Source organism: Photobacterium sp. DNB23_23_1, assembly GCF_052873815.1.
The window spans coordinates 67458-92207 of sequence record NZ_JBNNXT010000010.1 but is presented as its reverse complement, the minus strand read 5'-3'; the positions used below and the strand labels follow the sequence as shown (position 1 = coordinate 92207).

26 protein-coding genes are annotated in these 24750 nt (G+C 50.0%); 24 read left to right on the top strand and 2 right to left on the bottom strand.

Annotation, left to right across the window (positions count from 1 at the left end; genetic code table 11):
• The first annotated feature begins 3 nt into the window (after positions 1-3).
• Together secF and ACVA53_RS08945 are read left to right on the top strand one after the other, a co-directional pair.
• The gene (gene secF / locus ACVA53_RS08950; RefSeq protein WP_255040629.1) at positions 4-951 is read left to right on the top strand and encodes a protein translocase subunit SecF; all 948 of its coding nucleotides are present in this window, start codon (positions 4-6) and stop codon (positions 949-951) included.
• A 38-nt stretch (positions 952-989) separates the two neighbouring features.
• On the top strand, positions 990-1226 hold the full coding sequence (locus tag ACVA53_RS08945) for a hypothetical protein (RefSeq protein WP_446504919.1): 237 nt from the start codon (positions 990-992) through the stop codon (positions 1224-1226).
• Between the two features lie 63 nt (positions 1227-1289).
• Here ACVA53_RS08945 and suhB read toward each other — a convergent pair whose 3' ends face one another.
• Positions 1290-2090 (bottom strand): inositol-1-monophosphatase, encoded by an 801-nt coding sequence (gene suhB, locus ACVA53_RS08940; protein ID WP_446504918.1) that lies wholly within the window; start codon positions 2088-2090, stop codon positions 1290-1292.
• Positions 2091-2324: 234 nt separating this feature from the next.
• On the opposite strand from suhB, the gene trmJ reads away from it, so the two are divergent.
• The 22 genes from trmJ to ACVA53_RS08830 all read left to right on the top strand — a co-directional run bounded on the left by trmJ (position 2325) and on the right by ACVA53_RS08830 (position 23224).
• Positions 2325-3056, top strand: coding sequence for a tRNA (cytosine(32)/uridine(32)-2'-O)-methyltransferase TrmJ (gene trmJ / locus ACVA53_RS08935; RefSeq protein ID WP_255040633.1), 732 nt, complete (start codon positions 2325-2327; stop codon positions 3054-3056).
• Positions 3057-3169: 113 nt separating this feature from the next.
• Positions 3170-3676 carry a Fe-S cluster assembly transcriptional regulator IscR gene (gene iscR, locus ACVA53_RS08930; protein WP_255040634.1) on the top strand — a complete coding sequence of 169 codons (507 nt, stop codon included), beginning with the start codon at positions 3170-3172 and terminating at the stop codon, positions 3674-3676.
• 31 nt (positions 3677-3707) lie between these two features.
• On the top strand, positions 3708-4922 hold the full coding sequence (locus tag ACVA53_RS08925; RefSeq protein ID WP_255040635.1) for an IscS subfamily cysteine desulfurase: 1215 nt from the start codon (positions 3708-3710) through the stop codon (positions 4920-4922).
• 36 nt (positions 4923-4958) lie between these two features.
• Entirely contained in the window at positions 4959-5345 is a 387-nt protein-coding gene (gene iscU, locus ACVA53_RS08920; protein ID WP_107350527.1) for a Fe-S cluster assembly scaffold IscU, read from the top strand.
• A gap of 18 nt (positions 5346-5363) precedes the next feature.
• Complete coding sequence (gene iscA, locus ACVA53_RS08915; protein WP_255040636.1) at positions 5364-5687, top strand: iron-sulfur cluster assembly protein IscA; 324 nt, start codon at positions 5364-5366, stop codon at positions 5685-5687.
• Between the two features lie 93 nt (positions 5688-5780).
• A complete protein-coding gene (hscB, locus tag ACVA53_RS08910) occupies positions 5781-6296 on the top strand; it encodes a co-chaperone HscB (RefSeq protein WP_255040637.1) in 516 nt (171 codons plus the stop codon).
• A gap of 38 nt (positions 6297-6334) precedes the next feature.
• Complete coding sequence (gene hscA, locus ACVA53_RS08905) at positions 6335-8185, top strand: Fe-S protein assembly chaperone HscA (protein ID WP_446504917.1); 1851 nt, start codon at positions 6335-6337, stop codon at positions 8183-8185.
• A 2-nt stretch (positions 8186-8187) separates the two neighbouring features.
• Positions 8188-8526 carry an ISC system 2Fe-2S type ferredoxin gene (gene fdx / locus ACVA53_RS08900; protein ID WP_255040639.1) on the top strand — a complete coding sequence of 113 codons (339 nt, stop codon included), beginning with the start codon at positions 8188-8190 and terminating at the stop codon, positions 8524-8526.
• 140 nt (positions 8527-8666) lie between these two features.
• Positions 8667-8867, top strand: coding sequence for a Fe-S cluster assembly protein IscX (iscX, locus tag ACVA53_RS08895; RefSeq protein ID WP_255040640.1), 201 nt, complete (start codon positions 8667-8669; stop codon positions 8865-8867).
• Positions 8868-9245: 378 nt separating this feature from the next.
• Positions 9246-10541 (top strand): aminopeptidase PepB, encoded by a 1296-nt coding sequence (gene pepB / locus ACVA53_RS08890; RefSeq protein ID WP_255040641.1) that lies wholly within the window; start codon positions 9246-9248, stop codon positions 10539-10541.
• Positions 10542-10594: 53 nt separating this feature from the next.
• Positions 10595-11872 (top strand): aminopeptidase PepB, encoded by a 1278-nt coding sequence (gene pepB, locus ACVA53_RS08885; protein ID WP_446504916.1) that lies wholly within the window; start codon positions 10595-10597, stop codon positions 11870-11872.
• Between the two features lie 31 nt (positions 11873-11903).
• Entirely contained in the window at positions 11904-12332 is a 429-nt protein-coding gene (ndk, locus tag ACVA53_RS08880; protein ID WP_446504915.1) for a nucleoside-diphosphate kinase, read from the top strand.
• A gap of 319 nt (positions 12333-12651) precedes the next feature.
• A complete protein-coding gene (locus ACVA53_RS08875; RefSeq protein ID WP_255040644.1) occupies positions 12652-13773 on the top strand; it encodes a bifunctional tRNA (adenosine(37)-C2)-methyltransferase TrmG/ribosomal RNA large subunit methyltransferase RlmN in 1122 nt (373 codons plus the stop codon).
• Positions 13774-13850: 77 nt separating this feature from the next.
• Positions 13851-14609, top strand: a complete 759-nt coding sequence (gene pilW / locus ACVA53_RS08870; protein ID WP_255040645.1) for a type IV pilus biogenesis/stability protein PilW — start codon at positions 13851-13853, stop codon at positions 14607-14609.
• Complete coding sequence (rodZ, locus tag ACVA53_RS08865) at positions 14599-15576, top strand: cytoskeleton protein RodZ (protein ID WP_255040646.1); 978 nt, start codon at positions 14599-14601, stop codon at positions 15574-15576. The genes pilW and rodZ overlap by 11 nt, the downstream gene beginning before the upstream one ends.
• A 12-nt stretch (positions 15577-15588) precedes the next feature.
• Entirely contained in the window at positions 15589-16704 is a 1116-nt protein-coding gene (gene ispG / locus ACVA53_RS08860; RefSeq protein WP_255040647.1) for a flavodoxin-dependent (E)-4-hydroxy-3-methylbut-2-enyl-diphosphate synthase, read from the top strand.
• A gap of 102 nt (positions 16705-16806) precedes the next feature.
• Positions 16807-18075 (top strand): histidine--tRNA ligase, encoded by a 1269-nt coding sequence (gene hisS, locus ACVA53_RS08855; protein WP_255040648.1) that lies wholly within the window; start codon positions 16807-16809, stop codon positions 18073-18075.
• A 13-nt stretch (positions 18076-18088) separates the two neighbouring features.
• Positions 18089-18700: a YfgM family protein gene (locus ACVA53_RS08850; RefSeq protein ID WP_255040649.1), complete on the top strand. Its 612-nt coding sequence runs from the start codon at positions 18089-18091 to the stop codon at positions 18698-18700.
• A gap of 10 nt (positions 18701-18710) precedes the next feature.
• Positions 18711-19868, top strand: coding sequence for an outer membrane protein assembly factor BamB (gene bamB / locus ACVA53_RS08845; RefSeq protein ID WP_446504914.1), 1158 nt, complete (start codon positions 18711-18713; stop codon positions 19866-19868).
• Between the two features lie 180 nt (positions 19869-20048).
• Positions 20049-21557 (top strand): ribosome biogenesis GTPase Der, encoded by a 1509-nt coding sequence (gene der, locus ACVA53_RS08840; RefSeq protein WP_255040651.1) that lies wholly within the window; start codon positions 20049-20051, stop codon positions 21555-21557.
• Positions 21558-21713: 156 nt separating this feature from the next.
• Entirely contained in the window at positions 21714-22595 is an 882-nt protein-coding gene (locus ACVA53_RS08835; protein WP_446504933.1) for an alanyl-tRNA editing protein, read from the top strand.
• A 404-nt stretch (positions 22596-22999) separates the two neighbouring features.
• Complete coding sequence (locus tag ACVA53_RS08830; RefSeq protein WP_255040652.1) at positions 23000-23224, top strand: zinc ribbon domain-containing protein; 225 nt, start codon at positions 23000-23002, stop codon at positions 23222-23224.
• Positions 23225-23324: 100 nt separating this feature from the next.
• Here the strand turns inward: ACVA53_RS08830 and xseA are convergent, their stop codons facing one another.
• A complete protein-coding gene (xseA, locus tag ACVA53_RS08825; protein ID WP_446504913.1) occupies positions 23325-24683 on the bottom strand; it encodes an exodeoxyribonuclease VII large subunit in 1359 nt (452 codons plus the stop codon).
• Positions 24684-24750: the final 67 nt, after the last annotated feature.

Below are 24750 nucleotides of genomic sequence, written 5' to 3'. Positions count from 1 at the left end.
GACATGTTTCAGATAATGAAAGCGGATAAGGTGATCGACTTTATGCGCTGGTCGAAAGTGGCATTTGTCCTTTCGGTTCTTATGATTCTCGCGGCCATTGGTACCGTGACCACCCAGAAACTAAACTGGGGCTTGGATTTCACCGGCGGTACTCTGATTGAAGTGGGCTTCGAACAGCCTGCCGATTTAGGCCTGATCCGTGAATCGCTGGAAGATGCAGGTTTTGGTGATGCCATCGTGCAGAACTTCGGTACTGCACGGGATGTCATGGTTCGCCTTCAGCCGCGTGAAGATGCAAAAGGCGAGAAGCTGGGTAACCAGATCATCGATGCATTGAAAGTGGGTACCGGTCAACCAGTAGAAATGCGCCGTATCGAGTTTGTTGGCCCGAATGTTGGGGACGAACTGGCCGAAGCGGGTGGCTTGGCGATCTTGGTGTCGCTGATCTGTATCTTGCTATACGTATCCGTTCGTTTCGAATGGCGTCTGGCGGCTGGTGCAGTACTGGCATTGGCGCACGATGTGATTATCACCATCGGTATCTTTTCGTTTACTCAGATCGAGATCGACCTGACTATCGTAGCAGCCTTGCTGACGGTTGTTGGTTACTCGCTCAACGATACCATTGTTGTCTTCGACCGGATCCGAGAGAACTTCCGCAAGATGCGTAAGGGTGATGCCATAGAGGTCATGAATAACTCGGTGACTCAAACCCTGAGCCGTACCTTGATCACCTCGGCGACCACTTTGTTTGTGGTTATTGCGCTGTTCTTGAAAGGCGGTACCATGATCCACGGTTTTGCCGCAGCTTTGCTGATTGGTATCACTGTCGGTACTTACTCGTCTATCTACGTCGCTTCGGCACTGGCACTTAAGCTGGGTATTGTCCGTGAGCACTTGATGCCACCACAAGTAGACAAAGAAGGTGAAGAGTTTGATGCCATGCCTTAATGGTGGTGTATTAACTCTTTGAATTAAAAGCGGAGCCAATGTGCTCCGTTTTTTTATGGGTAGAATTGGCTATTGGCTATTGGCTATTGGCTATTGGCTATTGGCTATTCGGTTTTGCGCCTTTCTTGTCGGCTGAAGATCCTGGCATGGTAGCGTCTACGGCTTTACCACAATCGCCTCATTGGGCAAGGCATTGTTGGTACGCAGGAGAAGTGACGTTGTTTAATACCAACCTACATAAATACTTGATCAACTACTTATCCAGATTGGTATAAATATAAAAAAACGCCCCGGTGATTTTCATCACCGGGGCGTTTGTTGTTTTGGCTTAGCGAGAATTACTTCGCTAGTGCTTCGCTACCGTGTTCACGGATTTTGCTAAGCAGTGGCTTAACTACGCGAGCGTTACCAGCAACGATGTTGCCAGATACAAGGTAGTTAGTGTTGCCAGTGAAGTCAGTACAGATAGCACCAGCTTCGCGCGCGATTAGTTCACCAGCGGCAATTTCCCAAGGCTTAAGACCTAGGCGGAATAGACCGTCAACACGGCCAGCTGCTAGGTAACATAGGTCTAGAGCTGCACAACCTGATTGGCGCATATCGTCACATTCAACGAATAGAGCGCTCTGAATCTTGATGTAGCTTTCAGCGTGCTGTTTAGCATCAAACGGTAGGCCAGTTGCTAGAGTGGTGCCGGTAAGGTCACGAGGCTGAGAAGCACGTAGACGCTGGCTATTTAGCTGTGCGCCTGAGCCACGAGTAGCTGTGAAAAGCTCGTTACGCATAGGGTCGTAAACGGCTGCGACTTCAGTGCGGCCGCGCATGCGTAGTGCAACAGAGATTGCATAGTGAGGGTAACCACGAACGAAGTTCTTGGTGCCATCCACTGGGTCAATGATCCATTGACATTCTTTGTCCTTGCCTTCAATCGTACCGCTTTCCGCTGCAATGATGCAGTGGTCAGGGTAAGACTTACGGATAGTGTCGATAATGATAGCTTCTGCTTCGTTATCGATGTTGGTAACAACATCATTGCCTTTATTGGCAACTTCAATAGCTTGTGATTTTTCTAGAGATTTAATGACATGGTCACCTGCCTTTCGTGCAGCACGAATGGCAATGTTCAGCATAGGATGCATAGGATCTTCCCAACGGATGTTAAAGAACTAAAAAGCGGCGGCGAGTATATCAGAGCTAGGGCAAAAGGGAAGTGGTTATTTTTTATTCGCGCAGTCGCTGTAAAGTCAATGGCCAGGATCCTCCCCACTACTGAGCTCGTTTAGGTATAAAGTTTTTACATGTTTTCACCATTTTTAAAATCTCTGTGTTAAAATCTGTCGGTTCGATTGATAGAGTTGAAAGTTGCACCTCCTATGTTAGATAAAGTCAGTGTAGTTCTTGTGGGAACATCGCATCCCGGAAATATTGGTTCTGCGGCCAGAGCGATGAAAGTTATGGGATTGACCAACCTGATTTTGGTTGATCCAGCCTGTGAGGTTGATGAGAAAACCTACGCGTTGGCGGCGGGTGCAGCCGATATTGTTGAGCAAGCACGAATTGTCTCTAGCCTTGATGAGGCAGTTGCCGATTGTGGTTTGGTTATCGGCTCCAGTGCACGATCACGTACCCTTGAATGGCCACAGCTAGACCCTCGTGAATGCGGTATCAAAACCATTGCTGAGGCGCCGTCCCACAATGTGGCTATTTTATTTGGCCGTGAGCGAACAGGGTTGACCAATGAAGAGCTGCAGCGCTGTCATTGCCACGTCTATATCCCTGCGAATCCAGAATACAGCTCGTTAAACCTAGCGATGGCGGTGCAAACTGTTAGCTATGAAGTGCGCATGGCGTTTCTCGAGCAACAAAAACACGCCAACGATGGGTTGGTCGAAGAGTACCCGCGTGCCGCAGAGCTAGAAATGTTCTACGAGCACCTTGAAAAAGTGGCCAAGCAAACTCAGTTTATCAATAAGAAGCACCCTGGCATGGTAATGGCGAAGCTTCGTCGCTTATTTACCCGTGCTCGCCCTGAGTCCCAGGAGTTGAATATTCTGCGCGGTATCTTATCCTCGGTTGAAAAATCGCTCGAACATAAAGACAAATAGACACATTAACTTTATGGTTAAAAACCTGACTAAAACAGTCAGGTAAATACTTGACCATTTTAGTCGGGTATGCGACACTCCCTCTCATAGACAAACGTGGGTAGCGGTGTGTTATGAGATTGACATCAAAAGGAAGATACGCAGTCACGGCCATGTTAGATGTGGCTTTGCACTCTCAGGATGGTCCGGTTCCTCTCGCTGATATTTCAGAGCGACAGGGGATTTCGTTGTCCTATTTGGAACAGTTATTTTCTCGCTTGCGCAAGGCTGGCCTTGTTGCCAGTGTTCGTGGACCAGGTGGGGGTTATCGCCTCGGCGAAGATGCCAACAATATCGCTGTAGGGATGGTAATTGCTGCGGTCGATGAGTCGGTTGATGCGACAAAGTGTCACGGCAAAGCTGATTGCCAAGGTGGTGTTCGATGCCTGACACACACGCTATGGCGTGATTTAAGCTCCCGTATCAGCGGCTTTTTGAACAACATCACTCTTGGTGAGTTGATGCAAGATAATGACGTACAAGAAATATCAGATCGTCAGGATCAGGTTCTAACTAAGTCGTCATTTGGACATAAAAATACACACGACAGCACCGTAATCGGTGTCGATGTTCGCTCCTAGAGACCAGACGTCCGTGTTTTCGGAGATGAAGATGAAACTGCCAATATATTTTGATTATTCCGCTACTTGCCCAGTAGATCCTCGCGTTGCAGAAAAAATGATGCAATGCATGACCATGGATGGAAACTTCGGTAATCCGGCTTCTCGTTCTCACCGCTTCGGTTGGCAGGCTGAAGAGGCGGTTGATACCGCCCGTGAGCAAATTGCTGAACTGCTGAACGCCGATCCACGCGAAATCATATTTACTTCAGGTGCTACCGAGTCAGACAATCTGGCTATCAAAGGTGCGGCCCATTTCTACGGTAAGAAAGGCAAGCACGTCATCACCTGTAAGACTGAACATAAAGCAGTACTTGATCCATGTCGCCAGCTAGAGCGTGAAGGTTATGAGGTGACTTATCTTGAGCCGGAAGAAAGCGGTTTGATTGACATGGCTAAGCTGCGTGACGCGATGCGTGAAGACACGGTATTGATTTCAATCATGCACGTGAACAACGAAATCGGTGTTATCCAAGATATTGCCGCTATCGGCGAGCTATGTCGTGACAAGAAAGTGATTTTCCACGTTGATGCTGCTCAGTCAGCAGGTAAGCTGCCAATCGATGTTCAGGAAATGAAAATCGACCTGATCTCTTTGTCTGCGCACAAAATTTACGGCCCTAAAGGTATTGGTGCTCTTTACGTTCGTCGAAAGCCACGTATCCGTTTAGAAGCACAAATGCACGGCGGCGGCCATGAGCGTGGATTCCGCTCTGGTACGCTAGCGACTCACCAAATTGTGGGTATGGGTGAAGCTTGCCACATTGCTAAAGTAGAGATGGACAAAGATTACCAACACGCACTTGCTTTGCGTGAACGTATGCTGAAAGGTCTTGAAGGTCTTGAAGCGATGACTATCAATGGTGATCTTGAGCAACGTGTACCGAACAACCTAAACATCAGCTTTGCGTTTGTTGAAGGTGAATCACTACTGATGGCACTGAAGGATCTTGCAGTATCATCAGGCTCTGCATGTACATCAGCCAGCTTGGAGCCATCTTATGTTCTTCGTGCCCTTGGCTTGAACGATGAACTGGCACACAGCTCAATTCGCTTCTCTTTCGGTCGCTTCACGACAGAAGAAGAAGTAGACTACGCAGTTTCACAGATCCGCGGTGCGGTAGAGAAACTACGTGACATGTCTCCGCTATGGGATATGTATAAGGAAGGTATTGACCTGAACACGGTCGAGTGGGCACACCACTAATCTTGCGGTCATCACCACGTATTCGAGGAAACTGTCATGGCATATAGTGAAAAAGTTATTGATCATTATGAGAACCCACGTAACGTAGGCTCATTTGATAAAGGCGACAAAAACGTAGGTAGCGGCATGGTAGGTGCACCTGCCTGTGGTGACGTTATGAAACTTCAGATCAAAGTGACTGAAGAAGGTATTATCGAAGATGCCAAGTTCAAAACGTACGGCTGTGGTTCTGCGATTGCTTCAAGCTCATTGATCACTGAGTGGGTTAAGGGTAAGACGTTGGACGAAGCTGCAAGTATCAAGAACTCTGCAATTGCCGAGGAACTTGAGCTTCCACCTGTAAAAGTTCACTGCTCAATCCTAGCGGAAGACGCTATTAAAGCAGCAGTTAGCGATTACAAAAAGAAACACGAAGAACATTAATTTTCTAAAGGTTGTTGTATGGCCATAACGATTACTGAAGCGGCAGCCAGTCGCGTAGCTAGTTTCCTGGAAAACCGAGGGAAAGGCATCGGCCTACGGTTAGGTGTCCGGACCTCAGGTTGTTCGGGAATGGCTTATGTACTGGAATTTGTCGACCAGCTAGATGAAGGTGATCAGATCTTTGAAGAAAAAGGGGTGAAGATCATCATCGATGCCAAGAGTATGGTATATCTGGATGGCACCGAGTTGGACTTTGCCAAAGAAGGTCTTAACGAAGGCTTCCAGTTCAACAACCCTAACGTATCCAGCGAATGCGGCTGTGGTGAAAGCTTCAACGTATAATCGCTGAGCCAATTGGACCTGATTGCTGCCTTTATTTAAGGGAGGATCAGGTTCAGTTATTTTAGACTCAGTCTTTACAGAAACTCACGCGATATGAATCATTTCGAACTCTTTGGGCTACCTTTTCAGTTCCAGCTGGACGGTAGCCTTCTTGCAACTCAGTTCCGCGAATTGCAACGTCATTTCCATCCAGACAAATTTGCTACGGCTTCCGAGCGAGACCGCTTGTTGTCAGTCCAGAAAGCCGCGCAGATCAACGATGCCTTCCAGATATTGAAAAACCCTATCTCCCGTGCCGAGTACATGTTGTCGGTCAACGGTGTTGATATCCGCAGTGAGAACAAAACGCTGCAGGATCCGGCCTTTTTGATGCAACAAATGGAATTGCGTGAAGAGTTGGAAGAGATCCCTGAATCGAGTGATCCAGAAAGCGCGTTGTTTGATTTTGAGCAGCACGCCTCTACGCTCTACAAAGCACAGTTGACTGAGCTTGAACAATTACTTGTTGATGAACGCTGGGAAGTGGCGGCTGACGCCGTGCGCAAGCTAAAATTTATTGTTAAGCTGCGGGAAGAAGTTGAGCGCTTGGAAGATAGCCTGCTTGATTGATTTTATCCAAGCCCGGTATAAACACCACAGGAACGAAAATGGCACTGTTACAGATTGCTGAACCCGGTCAAAGCGCTGCGCCGCACCAACATAAATTGGCGGTGGGTATTGATCTGGGGACTACTAACTCTCTCGTGGCTGCAGTACGCAGCGGCGTTCCGGAAACCCTGAAAGACGACCACGGCCGGGCGATTTTGCCATCGGCGGTTCACTACAGCGAAAGCGGCATTGTTGTCGGCCATGAGGCCCGCGAGATTGCCCAGCAGGATCCGGTCAATAGCATCATTTCTGTTAAGCGTATGATGGGTCGCTCGCTGGCTGATATTCAAACGCGTTATCCGCATATGCCATACCAGTTCAGTGCAACTGATAACGGGTTGCCACAGTTGATCACCCGTGGCGGTGATGTTAATCCTGTGCAAGTGTCAGCGGAAATCTTGAAGACGCTCAATCAACGTGCTCAAGACACCCTTGGCGGTGAACTTGAAGGTGTGGTGATCACTGTCCCTGCTTACTTCGACGATGCTCAGCGTGCCGGTACAAAAGATGCCGCCAAACTGGCTAACCTTAATGTACTTCGTTTGCTCAACGAGCCAACAGCCGCTGCGATTGCCTATGGTTTGGATTCAGGTCAAGAAGGGGTGATTGCCGTTTATGACTTGGGTGGCGGTACGTTTGATATTTCCATTCTTCGATTGTCGAAAGGCGTATTCGAAGTGTTGGCAACAGGTGGTGATTCGGCTCTGGGTGGTGATGATTTTGATCACCTATTGGCGGATTGGCTAGCCGAGCAAGCCGGTATTACAGAACGTGATGCGATTGTACAGCGTAAACTGCAAGATGCGGCACAGGCAGCCAAAGAAGCATTGTCTGATGCTGACGAGGTCGCGGTTGATGTGTTGGGTTGGCAGGGGAATGTGACTCGTTCGCAGTTCAATGCCATGATCCAACCGCTGGTTAAAAAGACCTTGATGTCATGCCGTCGTGCGTTGAAGGACGCCGATGTGACAACCGATGAGGTGATTGAAACTGTCATGGTCGGTGGTTCGACCCGCGTGCCTTTGGTTCGTGAAATGGTGGGCGGCTACTTTTGTAAAGATCCGCTGACATCGATTGACCCTGACCAAGTCGTGGCAATTGGCGCAGCGATTCAGGCTGATATCCTTGCGGGTAACAAGCCAGATGCTGATATGTTGCTATTGGATGTGATCCCGCTGTCTTTGGGTATCGAAACCATGGGCGGCATGATTGAAAAGATTATCCCGCGCAACACCACTATCCCTGTTGCCCGTGCCCAAGAATTCACGACTTTCAAAGACGGTCAAACTGCGATGTCAGTCCATGTGGTACAGGGCGAGCGTGAAATGGTCAGTGATTGTCGTTCGTTGGCACGGTTTACCTTGCGTGGTATCCCGGCGATGGCTGCAGGTGCTGCACACATTCGTGTGACCTATCAAGTTGATGCCGACGGCTTGCTGTCAGTAACCGCGATGGAGAAGAGCAGTGGCGTACAATCTTCTATTCAGGTTAAGCCGTCTTACGGCCTGAGTGATGATGAGATCGCGACGATGCTCCGCGATTCAATGACTTTTGCCCAGAACGATAAAGACGCCCGCGCACTTGCCGAACAACAAGTGGAAGCGGATCGTGTTCTGGAAGGGTTGATTGCAGCGCTGGCTCAGGATGGTGAATCCCTGCTGAGCAAAGAAGAGCGCGACGAGCTGGAAGCCGTCATGATGGAGCTGGTTCAGCTGCGTCAGGGTACTGACCCTTACGCGATTGAAGCCGGAATTAAGAAAACAGATAAGGCGAGTCAGGAATTTGCATCACGCCGGATGGATCAGTCTATCCGCCGTGCACTGGCTGGTCAGTCGATAGATGAGGTTTAGGCATGCCTAAAATTGTTGTATTACCCCATGATGAGCTTTGCCCGGAAGGGGCAGTGCTAGAAGCGCAAGAAGGCGAAACTATTCTTGACGTGGCACTGCGCAACGGTATTGGCATTGAACATGCGTGTGAAAAATCCTGTGCGTGTACCACGTGTCACTGTATTGTGCGCGAAGGTTTTGATTCACTAGAAGAAAGTGATGAGCTGGAAGATGACATGCTGGACAAGGCATGGGGACTGGAGCCTGAATCACGCTTGGGCTGCCAGGCTAAAGTAACCGATGAGGATTTGGTGGTGGAAATTCCGAAATACACGTTGAACCTAGCGTCGGAAAATCACTAATACCCACGGATATGTATTGAAAGCCCTGATGGTGAATTTATCAGGGCTTTTTTTATGTTACTGCTTTGCGGTTAGCTACACTAATACCAAACAAAAATTATTCTGGCTAAAGGCTATGGACGGAAGAATAGGAGGTCGTTATGGGCTTGAAGTGGATTGACTCGCGGGAGTTGGCGATCGAGCTGTCCGAGCAACACCCAGATGTTGATCCGGTGACACTACGTTTTACTGATTTAAGGGAATGGATCCTGGCACTGGAGGCATTTGATGATGATCCCGAGCATTGCAGCGAGCGGGTGCTCGAAGCCGTACAGATGTACTGGATTGAAGAGGCGGATTAACCCGCTTTCTTCCAAACGCCCTTCCCACTAATTCCCCCGCCATGATCTTGCTCCTACTCTCGTTGTAAACAGCTTGTTTCTTGACATTAACCAAGGCAGAGTAAGATAAATCCTGAAAATTGGATCAATGGCCTTATTTTCATCTGTCATGTCTTGTCTTGCTAGGGAAGACAGCCCGGAACGTGCTGAAATCGCTGTGAAACCCCTTGTAATGCCGAAATGCGCCCCAATAACATCTGTTATAACGGGTAACGCCATTGTCATGTATTTGTTATCTAAATGCGTGCAAGATAATGTATTCAGGCGTTAGGTTCGTCCTATCACATCCCGTTACTGCGCCGTAACATGGTGGAGTAACAACAATCCAAGGAGTCTTTCATGTCTGCCAAAATGAGTGTGCTACTGTCTACGGAAGCAGCTGACGCTAAATGGGGCGAAAATGCCCTAGTAACCTTCGAAGCTGATGGTGCGGTAGTCCACCTGACAGAAGAAAATGCATTGCCTGCCATTCAACGTGCTGGCCGTAAACTGGATGCGCAAGGTATCAAGAACATCGAGCTAATTGGTGACGGCTGGGATCTGGAATGTATCTGGGCCTTTGTGCAGGGACACCGCAATGCCAAACCGGGGAATGAGATAAGCTGGAGCGGGCTGTCAGATGCTGATGAAGCTGAGCTGCAGGCACGCCTAATGGCAACCAACTGGGTTCGCGATATTATCAATCAGTCAGCAGAAGTGGTTCGTCCTTCGCAACTGGCATCCCGAGCTGGGGAGCTGATCAAGTCACTAGCGCCGGAGCATGTGACTTACAAAATTATCAAGGGCAACGACCTGTTGGATGAGGGCTGGAACGGTATCCATACCGTCGGCCGTGGTTCTGAGCGCTCACCAGCAATGCTGCGCCTTGACTACAATCCAACCGGTAATGCCGATGCGCCTGTACACACGTGTGTGGTAGGTAAGGGTATTACGTTTGATTCAGGTGGCTACAGCATGAAGCCTTCTGCCGGTATGATTGCGATGAAGGCTGATATGGGGGGCTCGGCGTTGGCTACCGGTGCGCTGGCACTGGCTATTGCCCGTGGTACCAACAAGCGTATCAAGCTGATCCTGTGTTGTGCCGAAAATATGGTATCAGGTCGCGCGTTCAAGCTGGGCGATATCATTACTTACAAGAATGGCAAAACCGTTGAAGTGCTCAATACCGATGCCGAAGGCCGTTTGGTACTGGCTGACGGTCTGATCTATGCGAGTAGCCAGAACCCAGAACTGATCATTGACTGTGCCACTCTGACCGGTGCGGCGAAGAATGCACTGGGCAATGACTACCATGCGCTGTTCAGCTTCGATCACGGTTTGGCCCAGAAAGCCCTGATGGCAGCCAGTGATGAAAATGAAGGTCTATGGCCGTTACCGCTGGCTGAACAACACCGCGCGATGATGCCGTCGAATTTTGCAGATCTGAGCAATATCTCACAGGGTGAATTCCTTCCGGGAGCCAGCACTGCTGCGGCTTTCCTGTCTTACTTTGTTGAAGATTACCAGAATGGCTGGATGCACATTGATGCCAGTGGTACCTATCGCAAATCTGCCAATGATAAGTGGGCGGCAGGAGCGACAGGGATGGGGGTCCGCACCTTAGCAAATATCCTGTGTGACCACGAACAAGACTAAAACTAAAAATATAATGTTGCTGCCAATGAGCGGCAGCTTTTCAGGAAGAAAGAATGTTAAAGATTTCATTATCGTCAGTCCCACACTCGGGAGTATGGGGAGAAAAGGCATTGGTGGCGTATGAAGCCGAGGGTGCCGTTGTACATTTTGCTGGTGAGTACCCGCTCCGCCGTATTCAACAGGCTGCTCGTCAGCTACAGTCGCAAGGGATCACGCAAGCTAGCCTTGACGGTGAAGGCTGGAGTTATGAGCGCCAGTGGGCGTTTTATTGTGGTTTCGCAACACCGAAAGCCGAGGTCCAGTTGCGCTGGGCCTCTATCGATGAGGACGAACTGGAGTTGCTCAACGCTCGCCGTCGCAGTGCCGACTGGGTGCGCAAGGTGGTAAATGCTACGCCGGAAGACATGTATCCGGAGAAGTTGGCGGATGAAGCATTATCCTTCTTGTCGTCGATTGCTGGCGAAGCCCTTTCTCACGAGGTTGTCGTTGGCGATGCCCTAGCCGAACAAGGCTGGATTGGTACCCACAGTGTGGGCCGAGCCAGCAGCCGTCCACCGGTCATGCTGACTGTGGACTTCAACCCAACAGGGGATACCGACGCGCCAGTATCGGCGTGCTTGGTCGGCAAGGGGATCACCTTTGACTCGGGCGGCTATAGCATTAAGTCGAGCGCTGGCATGGTGACCATGAAGTGCGACATGGGCGGTGCCGCCACGGTAACCGCAGCGTTGGGCTATGCGATAGAGCAAGGTTTACGTCAACGTGTGAAGTTGATCTTGTGTTGTGCCGAAAACATGATTGCCGGAAACGCCTATAAACTAGGTGATGTGCTAACGTACAAGAATGGCCAGACCGTAGAAATTGTAAATACCGATGCCGAGGGACGTTTGGTACTGGCGGATGGTTTGATTGCTGCCAGTGAAACCAAAGCGCCACTCATCATTGATGCGGCGACCCTGACCGGCGCTGCGATGATGGCGGTGGGAACTGACTATAATGCGTTGTTTGGCTTGGACAAGGCGCTGGTATTCAAAGCACAGCAGTTGTCTGACTTGGTCAATGAGCCAGCATGGCCGTTGCCGTTGGAGAGCTGGCATCAGGCCAACTGCCCGTCATACTACGCAGATACCGCCAATAGCCGGGTGCAGAAAGGTGGCGGAATGGGTGGTGCATCCAATGCGGCTGCCTTTTTGTCGCGTTTTGTTGATACTGACAATTGCGGTTGGGTTCATTTTGATTTGGCGGCTTGCTTCCGAGATAGCGCGGACGCCCGCTGGGCGGCTGGTGCGACGGGAGTTGGGGTTGCCAACATTGCAGCGATGCTGCTTTAGCCGTAGATTTTAGCCAGAGGGAACTATAATAATGACAATTGAAAGAACATTCTCAATCGTAAAGCCAGATGCTGTTAAGCGTAATCTGATTGGTGCTATTTATCACCGAATCGAAAAGGCGGGGCTACATGTGGTCGCTGCAAAAATGATCCGCATGGATGCCGACAAGGCCAAAGGCTTTTATGCCGAGCATGAGGGTAAGCCGTTTTTTGATGATCTGGTGGCTTTTATGACGTCGGGGCCGGTGATGGTTCAGGTGCTGGAGGGTGACAATGCCGTGGTGCGATATCGTGAGCTGATGGGCAAGACCAACCCGGAAGATGCGGCATGCGGTACCCTGCGTGCCGACTATGCACTCAGCCTGCGTCATAACTCGGTACATGGCGCAGACAGCCCAGAGTCTGCTGCACGTGAGATTGCCTACTTCTTTGCTGATGACGAGATTTGTGCTCGCGATTAAGCGACGAGGTTAAGCCTTAAGTAAAGAAACGGGAAGCCAAGGTTTCCCGTTTTTATTTGTCCGCGATACCCCTGCTGAGTGAACAAGTGGCATCTCACTGCCAAAGCCTGTACAATTTCGCGCCTTATACTCAGGGGCTTCAGGTAATCTTCGCTGGAATAGGCACCTTGCAGTTACCCGGGTATAAAACCAAACTGACAACAGGTGGGTTATTTCATAGCGCATGACCACAGTTTGGGCTTAAAGGTCCTGTCGTATACCGTGCACCGGTATGCCCAAGGCACAGATAACGTCACGTAATTTAAAGAGGCAACAACCGATGACAACTGTTAAAACAAATCTGCTGGATTTTGATCGCAAGGGGCTGCGTAAGTATTTTGCCGATGAACTGGGTGAAAAAGCCTTCCGCGCCGATCAGATAATGAAGTGGATTTATCATTTCGGTTGTGATGATTTCGATCAGATGACGAACATCAACAAGAAATTGCGTGAAAAACTCAAACGAGTGGCAGAAATTCGTGCGCCATATGTCGCAGAGGCCCAGCACTCGAGCGACGGCACTATCAAGTGGGCGATGAAAGTCGGTGATCAGGATGTGGAAACGGTCTACATTCCTGATGAGGACCGTGCGACATTGTGTGTGTCCTCTCAGGTAGGTTGTGCTTTGGAATGTAAGTTCTGCTCAACGGCCCAGCAGGGTTTCAACCGTAACCTACGCGTGTCGGAAATCATTGGTCAGGTTTGGCGTGCTGCTAAAGAGATCGGTATCGAGAAAGAAACCGGTCGTCGCCCTATTACCAACATTGTCATGATGGGTATGGGTGAACCGCTGCTGAACATGAAGAACCTGATCCCAGCACTTGAAATCATGCTTGATGACCTTGGTTTTGGTCTTTCTAAGCGCCGCGTTACGGTATCAACATCAGGTGTTGTATCAGGCCTTGACCAGATGACGGGCACTATTGATGTGGCACTGGCGATCTCTTTGCACGCACCAACCGATGAGTTGCGTTCGCAAATCATGCCAATCAACGATCGTTGGAATATCGAAGATTTTCTCGCGTCGGTTCGCCGTTACATTGATTCATCCAATGCAAACCGTGGCCGTGTGACCGTGGAATACGTACTGCTTGATCATGTTAATGATGATATGGAACATGCGCGTCAGTTGGGTGTGTTATTGAAAGATACGCCGGCCAAGGTGAACTTGATCCCATTCAACCCTTATCCAGGTTCTCCGTACAAGAAGCCGAGTAACTCTCGTATTGACCGTTTCATGAAAACGTTGATGGAATACGACTTTACGGTAACCGTTCGTAAGACCCGTGGCGATGATATCGATGCGGCATGCGGACAATTGGTAGGTGATGTGATTGACCGCACGAAACGCACGCAAGCTAAGGCTCAAAAAGCTGAACAAATCCCGGTAAAATCAGTCTAATAGAAAATTACCTAGCCAAGGCGGAGAGGATATCTGCTTTGGCTGCACATTAATATGGATATTAAGGTGAGATTGGGATGGTGCGATGGACGATGTACCTATTATTGTGTAGTTTTATGGCCGGTTGTGTTACCGTCGACGAGTCTGGCAATGTTCCCCAGAGCATGAACAAGATTGAGGCTTCAGAAGCCAGAGTCACTCTTGGGCTGGGGTATTTAGAGAAAGGACAATGGCAGCGGGCGCGTGATAATTTTGAGCTCGCCCTGCGCTATGCGCCACGTTATTACCGGGCGCAAAATGCGATGGCTTATTACTACCAGCGGGTGGACGAACCTGAATCAGCTGAAACCATGTATCGCCAGGCGCTGAAAGATTCGCCAAAAAATGGCGATGTAAGAAACAACTATGGTGTATTCTTGTGTAGTCAGGGGCGCTATGATGATGCGATCAATGAATTTGAGCGTGCTATCAAGCAACCATATTACTACCTGACTTCGGCCAGTTATGAAAATGCAGCACTGTGTAGTCTAGAGCAAGGCAACCAACCACAAGCTCGCGGCTACTTTGAAAAGGCCTTGTCTTACGATCCATACCGGGCAAGGTCGATGCTGAATCTGTCGAAGTTGGACATTGAGACGCAGAACTTCAAGGAAGCCCGCGTCAGGCTGTTTAAATTTAACAAAAGATACGGGTATAAAGCCGACAGCCTTTGGCTGTTGATCCAGCTAGAGCAGCTGGCTGGCTCTGATAGCCAAGCGGATAAATACGCTGGTATTCTCAAAGCCCAATACCCAAACTCTCAGCAATATCAAAAATATCTAGCCAATGAATACTGAACAGAACGAAGAACGATCAACAGAAGATATCATTCTTCCAGGGGATATGCTGCGTCAGGCTCGAGAGAAGCTAGGCTATTCACAGAAGGATGTTGCAAGCCGATTGAGGCTCCGCCTCTCGGTTGTCAGCGATATCGAAGATAACCATTTCGAAGAAGCGCAACTGGCCACGTTTACTCGTGGTTATGTGCGTTCCTATGCCAAATTTGTCGGCCTTGATGAGGCTGAGATACTGGCCAAACTTGACCAGCAAGGTCACGCTCAACCTCAAGAGCAGGAGATGCAGAGCTTTTCACGCCGTACCAAGCGTGAAGCGCACGATAGCCGTATCATGCGATTGACCTGGGCTCTGGGCGCCCTGTTTGTCGGTTTGACCGGGATCTGGTGGTGGCAGAGCTTGCAGATGACCCCAGAAGCAGAGCTTACCGCCGATCCTGCAGAGGTGCAGGCGCTGGATGAGGCGATTGCCAATGCTGGCAACGGCAGCAGTACAGCAGTGCTGACGGCAGTCACCGAGCCGGGTTCGGACGATAATGCGAGTATCGTGAGTACGGTCGATGCTGAGCAACAGGTACAGCTACCATCGATCGAACCTGAGCCTCAGGCCAGCTTCGAAGACAGCTTTACCGAACCACAAGAGCAGGCAGATGCCGATGTAGACAGCGCTGACAGCTTGGCTGCCGAGCAGTTGAACGAGGTGGTCTCTGAAGAGGAAACCGTCGTCGCCAGTTCTGATCTTGAACTGAGTTTTACCGGTGATTGCTGGATCGACATCCGTGATGCCAATGGTCGCCGCTTGGATACTGGTATTAAGAAAGCCGGCGATGTCCTGAAGCTTGATGGCAGTGAGCCTTTCCGTGTGGTGCTAGGTGCACCGAGCGTCGTCACCATGAGCTATAAAGGTAAACCTGTTGATCTTAGCAGGTACCCTGCAGGTAAAGTGGCGCGATTGAAACTGCCGCAGTAAAGAGTAGATGTAATGCATAACGAGTCTCCAATTAAACGCCGTCAGTCCACCCGTATTTATGTCGGTGATGTGCCAATCGGTGATGGTGCACCTATTGCGGTGCAGTCAATGACCAATACTCGCACCACCGATGTGGCAGCGACCGTCGCGCAGATCCAAGCATTGGAAAATGTCGGTGCTGATATCGTCCGTGTTTCGGTGCCAACCATGGACGCGGCTGAGGCGTTTAAGCTAATTAAGCAGCAGGTGAATATTCCTCTGGTGGCTGACATTCACTTTGATTACCGTATCGCGCTTAAAGTCGCCGAGTACGGTGTTGATTGCCTGCGTATCAACCCGGGTAATATTGGTCGTGAAGATCGTATCCGTGCGGTTGTAGACTGCGCCCGTGACAACAACATCCCTATTCGCATCGGGGTGAACGGTGGCTCGCTGGAAAAAGATATCCAGCAGAAATACGGTGAGCCGACACCAGATGCCTTGGTGGAATCGGCGATGCGCCATGTCGATATACTGGACCGTCTAAACTTCGACCAATTCAAGGTCAGCGTGAAGGCATCTGATGTCTTCTTGGCGGTAGATTCTTACCGCAGGTTGGCCCAGCAGATCAGACAGCCACTCCACTTGGGGATCACCGAAGCCGGTGGTGCACGTGCAGGTTCGGTGAAATCCGCTGTTGGCTTGGGTATGCTGCTGGCTGAAGGTATCGGTGATACTTTGCGTGTTTCTTTGGCAGCCGATCCGGTTGAAGAAATCAAAGTCGGTTTTGATATCCTCAAATCCCTGCGTATCCGCTCTCGCGGTATTAATTTTATTGCCTGCCCAACGTGTTCACGCCAAGAGTTTGATGTAATTGGCACTGTGAACGAGCTGGAGCAGCGACTTGAAGACATCACAATACCTATGGATGTCTCGGTTATCGGTTGTGTGGTCAATGGCCCGGGTGAAGCAGAAGTGTCACACCTTGGTATTGCTGGTGGTAACCGCAAAAGTGCGTTTTATGAAGACGGCCTGCGCCAGAAAGAGCGTTTCGATAACGATAACGTGATTGAGCAGCTGGAAGCTAAAATTCGCGCGAAAGCATCGATGCTGGATACAGCAAACCGCATAGATGTGACAGAAAAATAACGAAATTAGCAAGAATCGCCCCTACACGTGTTGGGGCGGTTCACTATTTGCGTTATAACCTATATATTCAACTCCATTCCCCATCGGTTAACGAGAATAAACGTGGCGAAACAAATTCAAGCAATTCGAGGCATGAACGACTGCCTTCCAACCCAGTCTCCACTTTGGCAGAAAGTGGAATCGACCATTAAACAAGTTGTAAGCGCTTACGGTTACAGTGAAGTCCGTATGCCTATCGTCGAGTCGACGCATTTGTTTAGTCGGGCAATCGGTGAAGTAACGGATGTTGTTGAAAAGGAAATGTATACGTTTGAGGACCGCAACGGCGATAGCCTGACTTTGCGTCCGGAAGGAACGGCTGGCTGTGTACGTGCCGGCATCCAGAATGGCCTGCTATACAACCAGGAACAGCGTCTGTGGTACACCGGCCCTATGTTCCGCCACGAGCGTCCTCAAAAAGGTCGCTACCGCCAGTTCCACCAGTGCGGTGTGGAAGTCTTTGGTCTAAATGGCCCGGACGTTGATGCAGAACTTATTATGATGACTGCTCGCATGTGGCGTGAGCTGGGCATTGATAAGCATGTTCGCCTTGAGCTGAACTCTATCGGTTCGCTTGAAGCCCGTGCTGACTACCGCCAGGCATTGATTGCTTTCCTTGAGCAGCACATCGATATTTTGGATGAAGACTGCAAGCGTCGTATGCACACTAACCCGCTGCGTGTACTTGATACCAAAAACGCGGCCATCCAGACTGTGTTGGTTGATGCTCCTAAGCTGTCTGACTACCTTGATGACGAGTCAAAACAACATTTTGCCGGTTTGTGTGAACTATTGGACGCTGCTGGTATCGAATACCAGGTAAATGAACGTCTTGTACGTGGTTTAGACTATTACAACCGTACAGTATTTGAGTGGATCACCGAGAGCCTTGGTGCGCAGGGTACGGTATGTGGCGGTGGCCGCTATGATGGCTTGGTTGAGCAACTTGGCGGCAAAGCGACACCGGCCGTTGGCTTTGCTATGGGTCTAGAGCGTCTGGTATTGATGATGGAAACCCTAGAGCTGACTGATGTACGCCGTCCGGTTGACGTGTACATGGTAACGGCGGGCGAAGGCACCATGATGGCAGGCATGAAGCTGGCTGAGAAGCTACGCGAAGAAGTTGTTGGCCTGCGTGTAATGAGCCACTTCGGTGGTGGTAACTTCAAGAAGCAATTCAAGCGCGCTGACAATGTCGGCGCAGCAGTAGCATTGGTACTGGGCGAAAACGAAATCGCTGAAAATACCGTGGTAGTTAAAGATCTTCGCGGCGGTGAGCAAACCACGATGGCGCAAGACGAAGTGGCAGCGAAGCTGGCCGAATTGATTTAAGAGAGGACAGGAAGTGGACGGCAATATCACAGAAGAACAACAAGTTGAACAGATAAAGGCTTGGTGGAAAGAAAACGGTAAAGCCGTTGTTCTCGGTACTGTGATTGGTTTGGGGGGGCTGTTTGGCTGGCGTTACTACCAGTCGGAAGTTCAGTCAGCCAAGGAGCAGGCATCCGATGCATATACCCAAGTGGTTAACCGCCTGGAAAGTGGTAATGAGTCAGCCATTGCAGATGTACAAGCATTTATCGCAGCCCATGAAAGCAGCCAGTACTCTGTTTTGGCTGCACTTCAACTAGCGAAAGCGCAGGTTGATAGTGGTGACTTGGATGGTGCCGCCGAGCAGTTGAGCTGGGCTATCGCCAATACCAAAGATGTTGCGATCTTGCCAATTGCTCAAACCCGCTTGGCACGTATTTACGCCGAGCAGGATACTTTCGATAAGGCCTTGTCAGAGCTGGACAAAGTGACAGCTGAAAGCTGGCAGGCCAAAGTGGCTGAGCTACGTGGTGATGTTCTGTTGCAAAAAGGTGATGCTGAAGCGGCACGTGAAGCTTATATTAGCGCACAGCAGCTTGGTGCATCTCCGGCCTTGCAGATCAAGCTAGACGACTTGGCACAGTAAGGTAGAGCGTATGCAGAAGGTGTTGAAGCAAGCAGTGTCGGTCGCATTGGCCGTCGGTTTACTTGCCGGTTGTGCCAGTGAGGAAGACACTATCCAGATGGCACCGTTGCCTGTGGTTGAAAGCACGTTTACCCCAGTGCAGGGATGGAGCAGCAAGGTAGGGGATGGTGTTGGCCATTTCTTTTCCAAGCTGAGCCCGGCAGTAGGTTACGGTAAGGTGTTTGTTGCTGACCGTAATGGTTTGGTCAAAGCGCTGGAGCCTGATACAGGGAAGGAAATTTGGCAGCAGGATCTTGAAGGAGATATACCCGCAAGATTGGCTGGCGGTATGACCTTGTCTTACGGCAAAGTGTTCATTGGCTCGGAAAATGCCGAGGTTATTGCCCTCGATGAAGAAACCGGTGAAGTCATTTGGCGTCAGACGGTAGAAGGCGAGGTATTATCAAAGCCATTGGTCGATGAAGGCTTGGTGGTGGTTAATACCAGCCGTGGCATTTTGCAGGCACTGGATGCAGACAGCGGTGAAAGCCGCTGGCAGCTAGGTAGTGAAGTACCCACCTTGACTCTGCGCGGCGACAGCTCGCCAGTGTCGATCTCTGGTGGTGTATTCTGGGGACAGGCCAATGGGCGTTTGGCGGGAGCCCTGATGGGCAATGGCCAGATGCTATGGCAACAGCCGATTGGTTCGCCAAAAGGTGGTACCGAAATTGACCGTCTGGTTGATGTCGATGCGACCCCAGTTATTGATGGCGAGCGCCTGTTAGCCCTTGGCTTCAATGGTAGCTTGGTATCGATTGATTTGCGTACCGGTCAGCCTGCATGGAAACGCAACTATTCTTCGGCCACTGATTTTGCTATTGACGGTAGTCAGCTATATTTGATCACAGATAAAGACCATGTTGTTGCGGTAGATACACGCAGTGGCACGGAGCTGTGGTCGAATAGCCAACTGGAGCACCGCTTGCTTAGCGCCCCCGCTGTGATTGGTGGTTACCTGGTTGTGGGTGATAGTGAAGGTTACTTGCACTGGCTTGACCCTTACAGCGGTGATTTTGTTGCCCAGCAGGAAACTGACGGCAGCGGTATTGCGGTACCACCGGTCCGGATGAGTGATGGTTACTTGGTGATCACCCGCAATGGACGTATTAACAAAATGCAAATGCCGTAATTTGCCGTTATAATACGCGCCATTATTATTTTCGGCTCCTGCTGTGGACACAGTCAGGAGCCGTTGTTGTTATATCCGTTCGCGATATTATTGTCGGATGAAGGTACAGGCCGCTGGCCTGGCTGGAGGCAAGAATGAATGGAAATATGTCATTATGACTATGAAAAGTAAGAGGTACTTATGATTCCTGTTGTTGCCCTTGTCGGGCGCCCAAACGTGGGTAAATCGACGTTATTTAACCGTCTTACCCGTACAAGGGATGCGCTGGTAGCTGACTTTCCTGGCCTAACAAGGGATCGTAAATACGGTAAGGCTGAGCTCGAAGAGCATGAATTTATTGTGATTGATACCGGCGGTATCGACGGAACTGAAGAAGGCGTCGAAACCAAAATGGCCGAGCAGTCACTGGCGGCGATTGAAGAAGCGGATGTTGTTCTGTTCCTGGTAGATGGTCGTGCTGGCCTGACTTCGTCAGATGAAGCGATTGCTAAGCACCTGCGTAGCCGCGAAAAACCGACTTTCTTGGTGGTAAACAAGATTGACGGTGTTGATGGCGACAGCGCATGTGCTGAATTCTGGAAGCTGGGTATGAACGGCATGTACCAGATCGCTGCGGCGCAAAACCGTGGTGTGACGGCACTGATGGAGCGTGCACTGGCCCCGTTCGCAGATAGCCTGAACGAGTCAACAGATGAAGAAAGCGATGAAGTGTTCATCGAAGATCTTACGTCGGTTGAAGATATCGAGAAAGCCAATCTGTCTGAAGCGGATGCGGAAGCAGCGTATAAGCGTTTGCAAGAGCAGCCAATTAAGTTGGCAATTATTGGCCGCCCGAATGTGGGTAAGTCGACACTGACGAACCGTATTCTGGGTGAAGAGCGTGTTGTTGTATACGATATGCCGGGTACGACCCGTGATTCCATCTACATTCCGATGGAGCGCGAAGGCCAAGAGTATGTTCTGATTGATACGGCAGGGATCCGTCGTCGTAAGAACATGAGTCAAGCGGTAGAAAAATTCTCGGTGATCCAAACGCTAAAAGCGGTGGAAGATGCCAACGTTGTTCTGCTGGTCATCGATGCGCGTGAAAACATTTCTGATCAGGACTTGAGCCTGCTTGGTTTTGCCTTGAACGCCGGTCGTTCACTGGTTATTGCCGTGAATAAGTGGGATGGCTTGGATAACGAAGTCAAAGAGCGTGTGAAGTCAGAACTGGACCGTCGCTTGGGCTTTGTCGACTTTGCCCGTATTCACTTTATCTCGGCTTTGCATGGTACTGGTGTTGGTCACCTTTACGAATCAGTACAGGAAGCCTACCAGTCTGCGACCAAACGTATCAGTACATCGTTGCTAACCCGTATTATGCAGATGGCTCAGGACGATCACCAGCCACCAATGATCCGTGGTCGCCGTGTGAAACTGAAGTATGCCCACGCTGGTGGTTATAACCCACCGATTATTGTTATTCACGGTAACCAGGTGAATGAACTGCCGGGCTCGTACAAGCGCTACTTGATGAACTACTACCGCAAGTCACTGGAAATGATGGGTACGCCAATCCGTATTCAGTTCCAGAACAGCGAGAACCCGTTCGAAACCAAGAAGCAAAAGCTAACGATTTCTCAGGAGCGTCAGCGCAAGCGTCTGGCAACAGCTCTGAAGAACCGTGATCGCGACAGCGACAGTTAATTACTGCTGAAGTAGCGCCAAGTTACTTATTAAGCTGTATAGACAAACCCGGCCACTTGGTCGGGTTTTTTGTTATGATATCAACCTACATAAATACTTGATCAACGACTTATCCAGATTGATATTACACTTTTCCATCTACCTGCAAGGATATCCATCATTGTGATCAGCGCGACCCATGTACTTTTTCCTGAGCGTATTTACCAATGTGAAGCGGACGTACAACTGACAGCAGTGGCCACTCCGTCCCAGGGCTGCTACGTTGTTACCGATAAGACGCCATTCCATCCTGTTAGCCATATCTGGCCAGATCACCCAGCTGATCGCGGTACATTGACACTAGCAGGGCAGGCGTATGAAGTGGTCGATTGCCTCGTTGGCGCCGTTGAACAGCAGAGCGGTCAGCTGCACGTTGGTGCAGATATCCCGGTGAAACGCGATGAGCCAGGATGGGTGTTTGTGGTGGTGCATCAGCTGGCTGAAGTTGTCGATCTTCACGCAGGTTGCAAGGTCATGCTGAATGTTGATGAGCACTATCAGCTCGCCCTGAGCCGGGGCCACAGTGGCGGCCACCTGTCGTCACTCGCTCTGAATAAGGTGCTGCACCATGACTTTTGGCGTAAGGACGCATCACGTAAAGATGAACTCGGGCATTATGATTTTCATAGCTACGCGCAGACAGAGAGCAGGGTAACCGAAGATTGCAGTACAGATACCTATCGTATTGGTAAAACCTTACGCAAACGTGGGCTCAACGCGGCCGATATGCTGGCAGCTTTGCCTGTTATCACTGAGCAAATCAATCAGCAACTTGCGTTGTGGTGTGAGGCGGGTTATCCGGTGCACTTGCGAAGGGAAGGGGAAGCGCTGACCGATTCACGTTACTGGCGCTGTGATCTGCAGGAAGGCCAAGTAGTGGAGATCCCCTGTGGCGGTACTCATGTCCGCTCACTCGCAGAATATGCGGCATTGCGGGTAGAGTTCCGTATAGACAGCGATCAGGAACTGGTGATGTTAACATATAGCAATCCAGCTTGATCAACCGTCTGAAGACAGGAAAAATCGCCTAATGGCGATTTTTTTATATTTATCAGTTAATTATATTTTTTGGTTGAGTCGCTTGTTATAAGTACGATCTTTTTACTGCTGATTTCTAATATTCTTGATCAACTGGATTTATAGCGGAAGATTCAGTGTTAAATATCGTTAAAAATTGAAAAACAGAACATGTAACTTATGCTTTCGGGATGCGTATTGATAAATGTTCTTTTGGTACCTGATCGCTGATCACCGTGGCTTTTAGCGTTGATCACCGGTTTGAAGTACGATCAGGATGCGGGTTATTACTGAGTTTTGTATTACAGCGCATCTTTACGGTTGCTGAGCCGGATCAAAGGCGCAGGCTGGCAAATTGAATTATTATTGGGCTTAAGGGAGAGAAAATGAACCAGAATATTTGTCCGAGTTGTCAACAAGATCTCGAGTGGCAGGAAGGGAAGTACCATTGCGGGTGCTGCAGCACGACGTTTATCAAAAAGGCTTTTTGTCCTGATTGCGAGGCCGAGTTGGATAAGCTTCAGGCGTGCGGGGCGGCGAGCTATTTCTGCAATAGCTGCAATGAGCTGAAGTCCAAATCTCGGGTCAGAATTATATTTGAACAAGCGTAATCTCAATCGGAATAAGTCGCTGAAATAGAAATGCCGCCAGGTGTGATTACTGGCGGCATTTTTGATTTGACGCTTTGTACTTATCAGCGTGTTACGGCCGCTAGTCTGCTGTTTCAGACACAATCGAATGGATTTCCCCGTCGGCGAGGGTTGTCCGCAGGCTATCACCATGTTTGACTTGCCCAGCACTACGGACGACCTGTCCCTTGCGATTGCGGGTAATTGAGTAGCCGCGGCCTAGGGTCGCCAGTGGACTAACTGTTTCCAGTTTTTCAGCTGCCATAGCGAGCTTATGGCTGGCATTGAGCAGGCGGCGATCCATTCCATCTTGAAGTCGTTGCTGCAATTTCTCAAGCCGATTCTGTTGCGCTTTGACAACTTGTGCCGGTGAGTTGAGAGCCAGTTTGTAGTCAATACGGTCAATGTGCTGTTGGTGACGGCCCAGATGCTGTTTCATGGCCAATTCTAGCTTGCCTGACAATTCGTCCAACTGCTGTTGCTGCTGGTTGAGGCGCACTTGCGGGTGCTGCCGATCAAGGCGATGCTGCAGACGGATTGTTTGTGCTTGCTTAGCAGATAGGTAATGACGCATTGCATGCTGAAGTTGCTGCTTTTTTTGGCTAATTTTTTGGGTTTGGAAACCCATATCTCGGCTGATCAGTTCTGCAGCCGCTGATGGTGTTGGTGCTCGAACATCTGCAACAAAATCTGCGATAGTGACATCGACTTCGTGGCCCACAGCACTGACAATTGGGATCTGGCTGGCCGCTATGGTCCGCGCCACGATTTCTTCGTTAAAGGCCCAGAGATCTTCCAGTGAACCGCCACCTCGCCCGACAATCAGCACATCACACTCACGGCGGGCATTGGCACGGCCAATGGCCTGGGCGATCGAGATTGCGGAACCTTCCCCTTGGACAACTGTTGGATAGATGACAATGGGCAAGCTTGGATCGCGGCGTTGCAGGACATTAAGAATATCATGTAGGGCAGCACCGGTTTTGGAAGTGATAATCCCCACACGTTGTGGTTGCTCTGGCAGTGGCTGCTTGAGTGATTGGGCAAATAGACCTTCGGCAGCCAAGTTCATTTTTAGCTGTTCAAATTGCTGTTGGAGGCGACCATCCCCCTCGGGCTGCATACTCTCGATGATCAACTGATAATCACCACGTGGTTCGTAGAGTGAAAGGCGGGCCTTGACCAGTACCTGAGTGCCATTTGCCGGCTTGAAGGTCACACGTCGGTTGCTGCCTTTGAACATGGCGCATTTAACTTGGGCGCGTGAGTCTTTAAGGGTGAAATACCAATGGCCGGAAACGGGCATGGAGAGATTCGATAGCTCACCGACCAGCCAAACCACTCCCATTTCGTTTTCAAGGATCAAACGAACTTGGGCATTGAGGCTGGAAACGGTGTAGATACGGTCATTGGTCTGGTTCTGTTGAGCAAATAACGTCACGAGACAAGATACCTGTATTGGAAGGCTGGGGTGTGCGGTAGACGGGCGACAGGACGTGGTGAAAAAA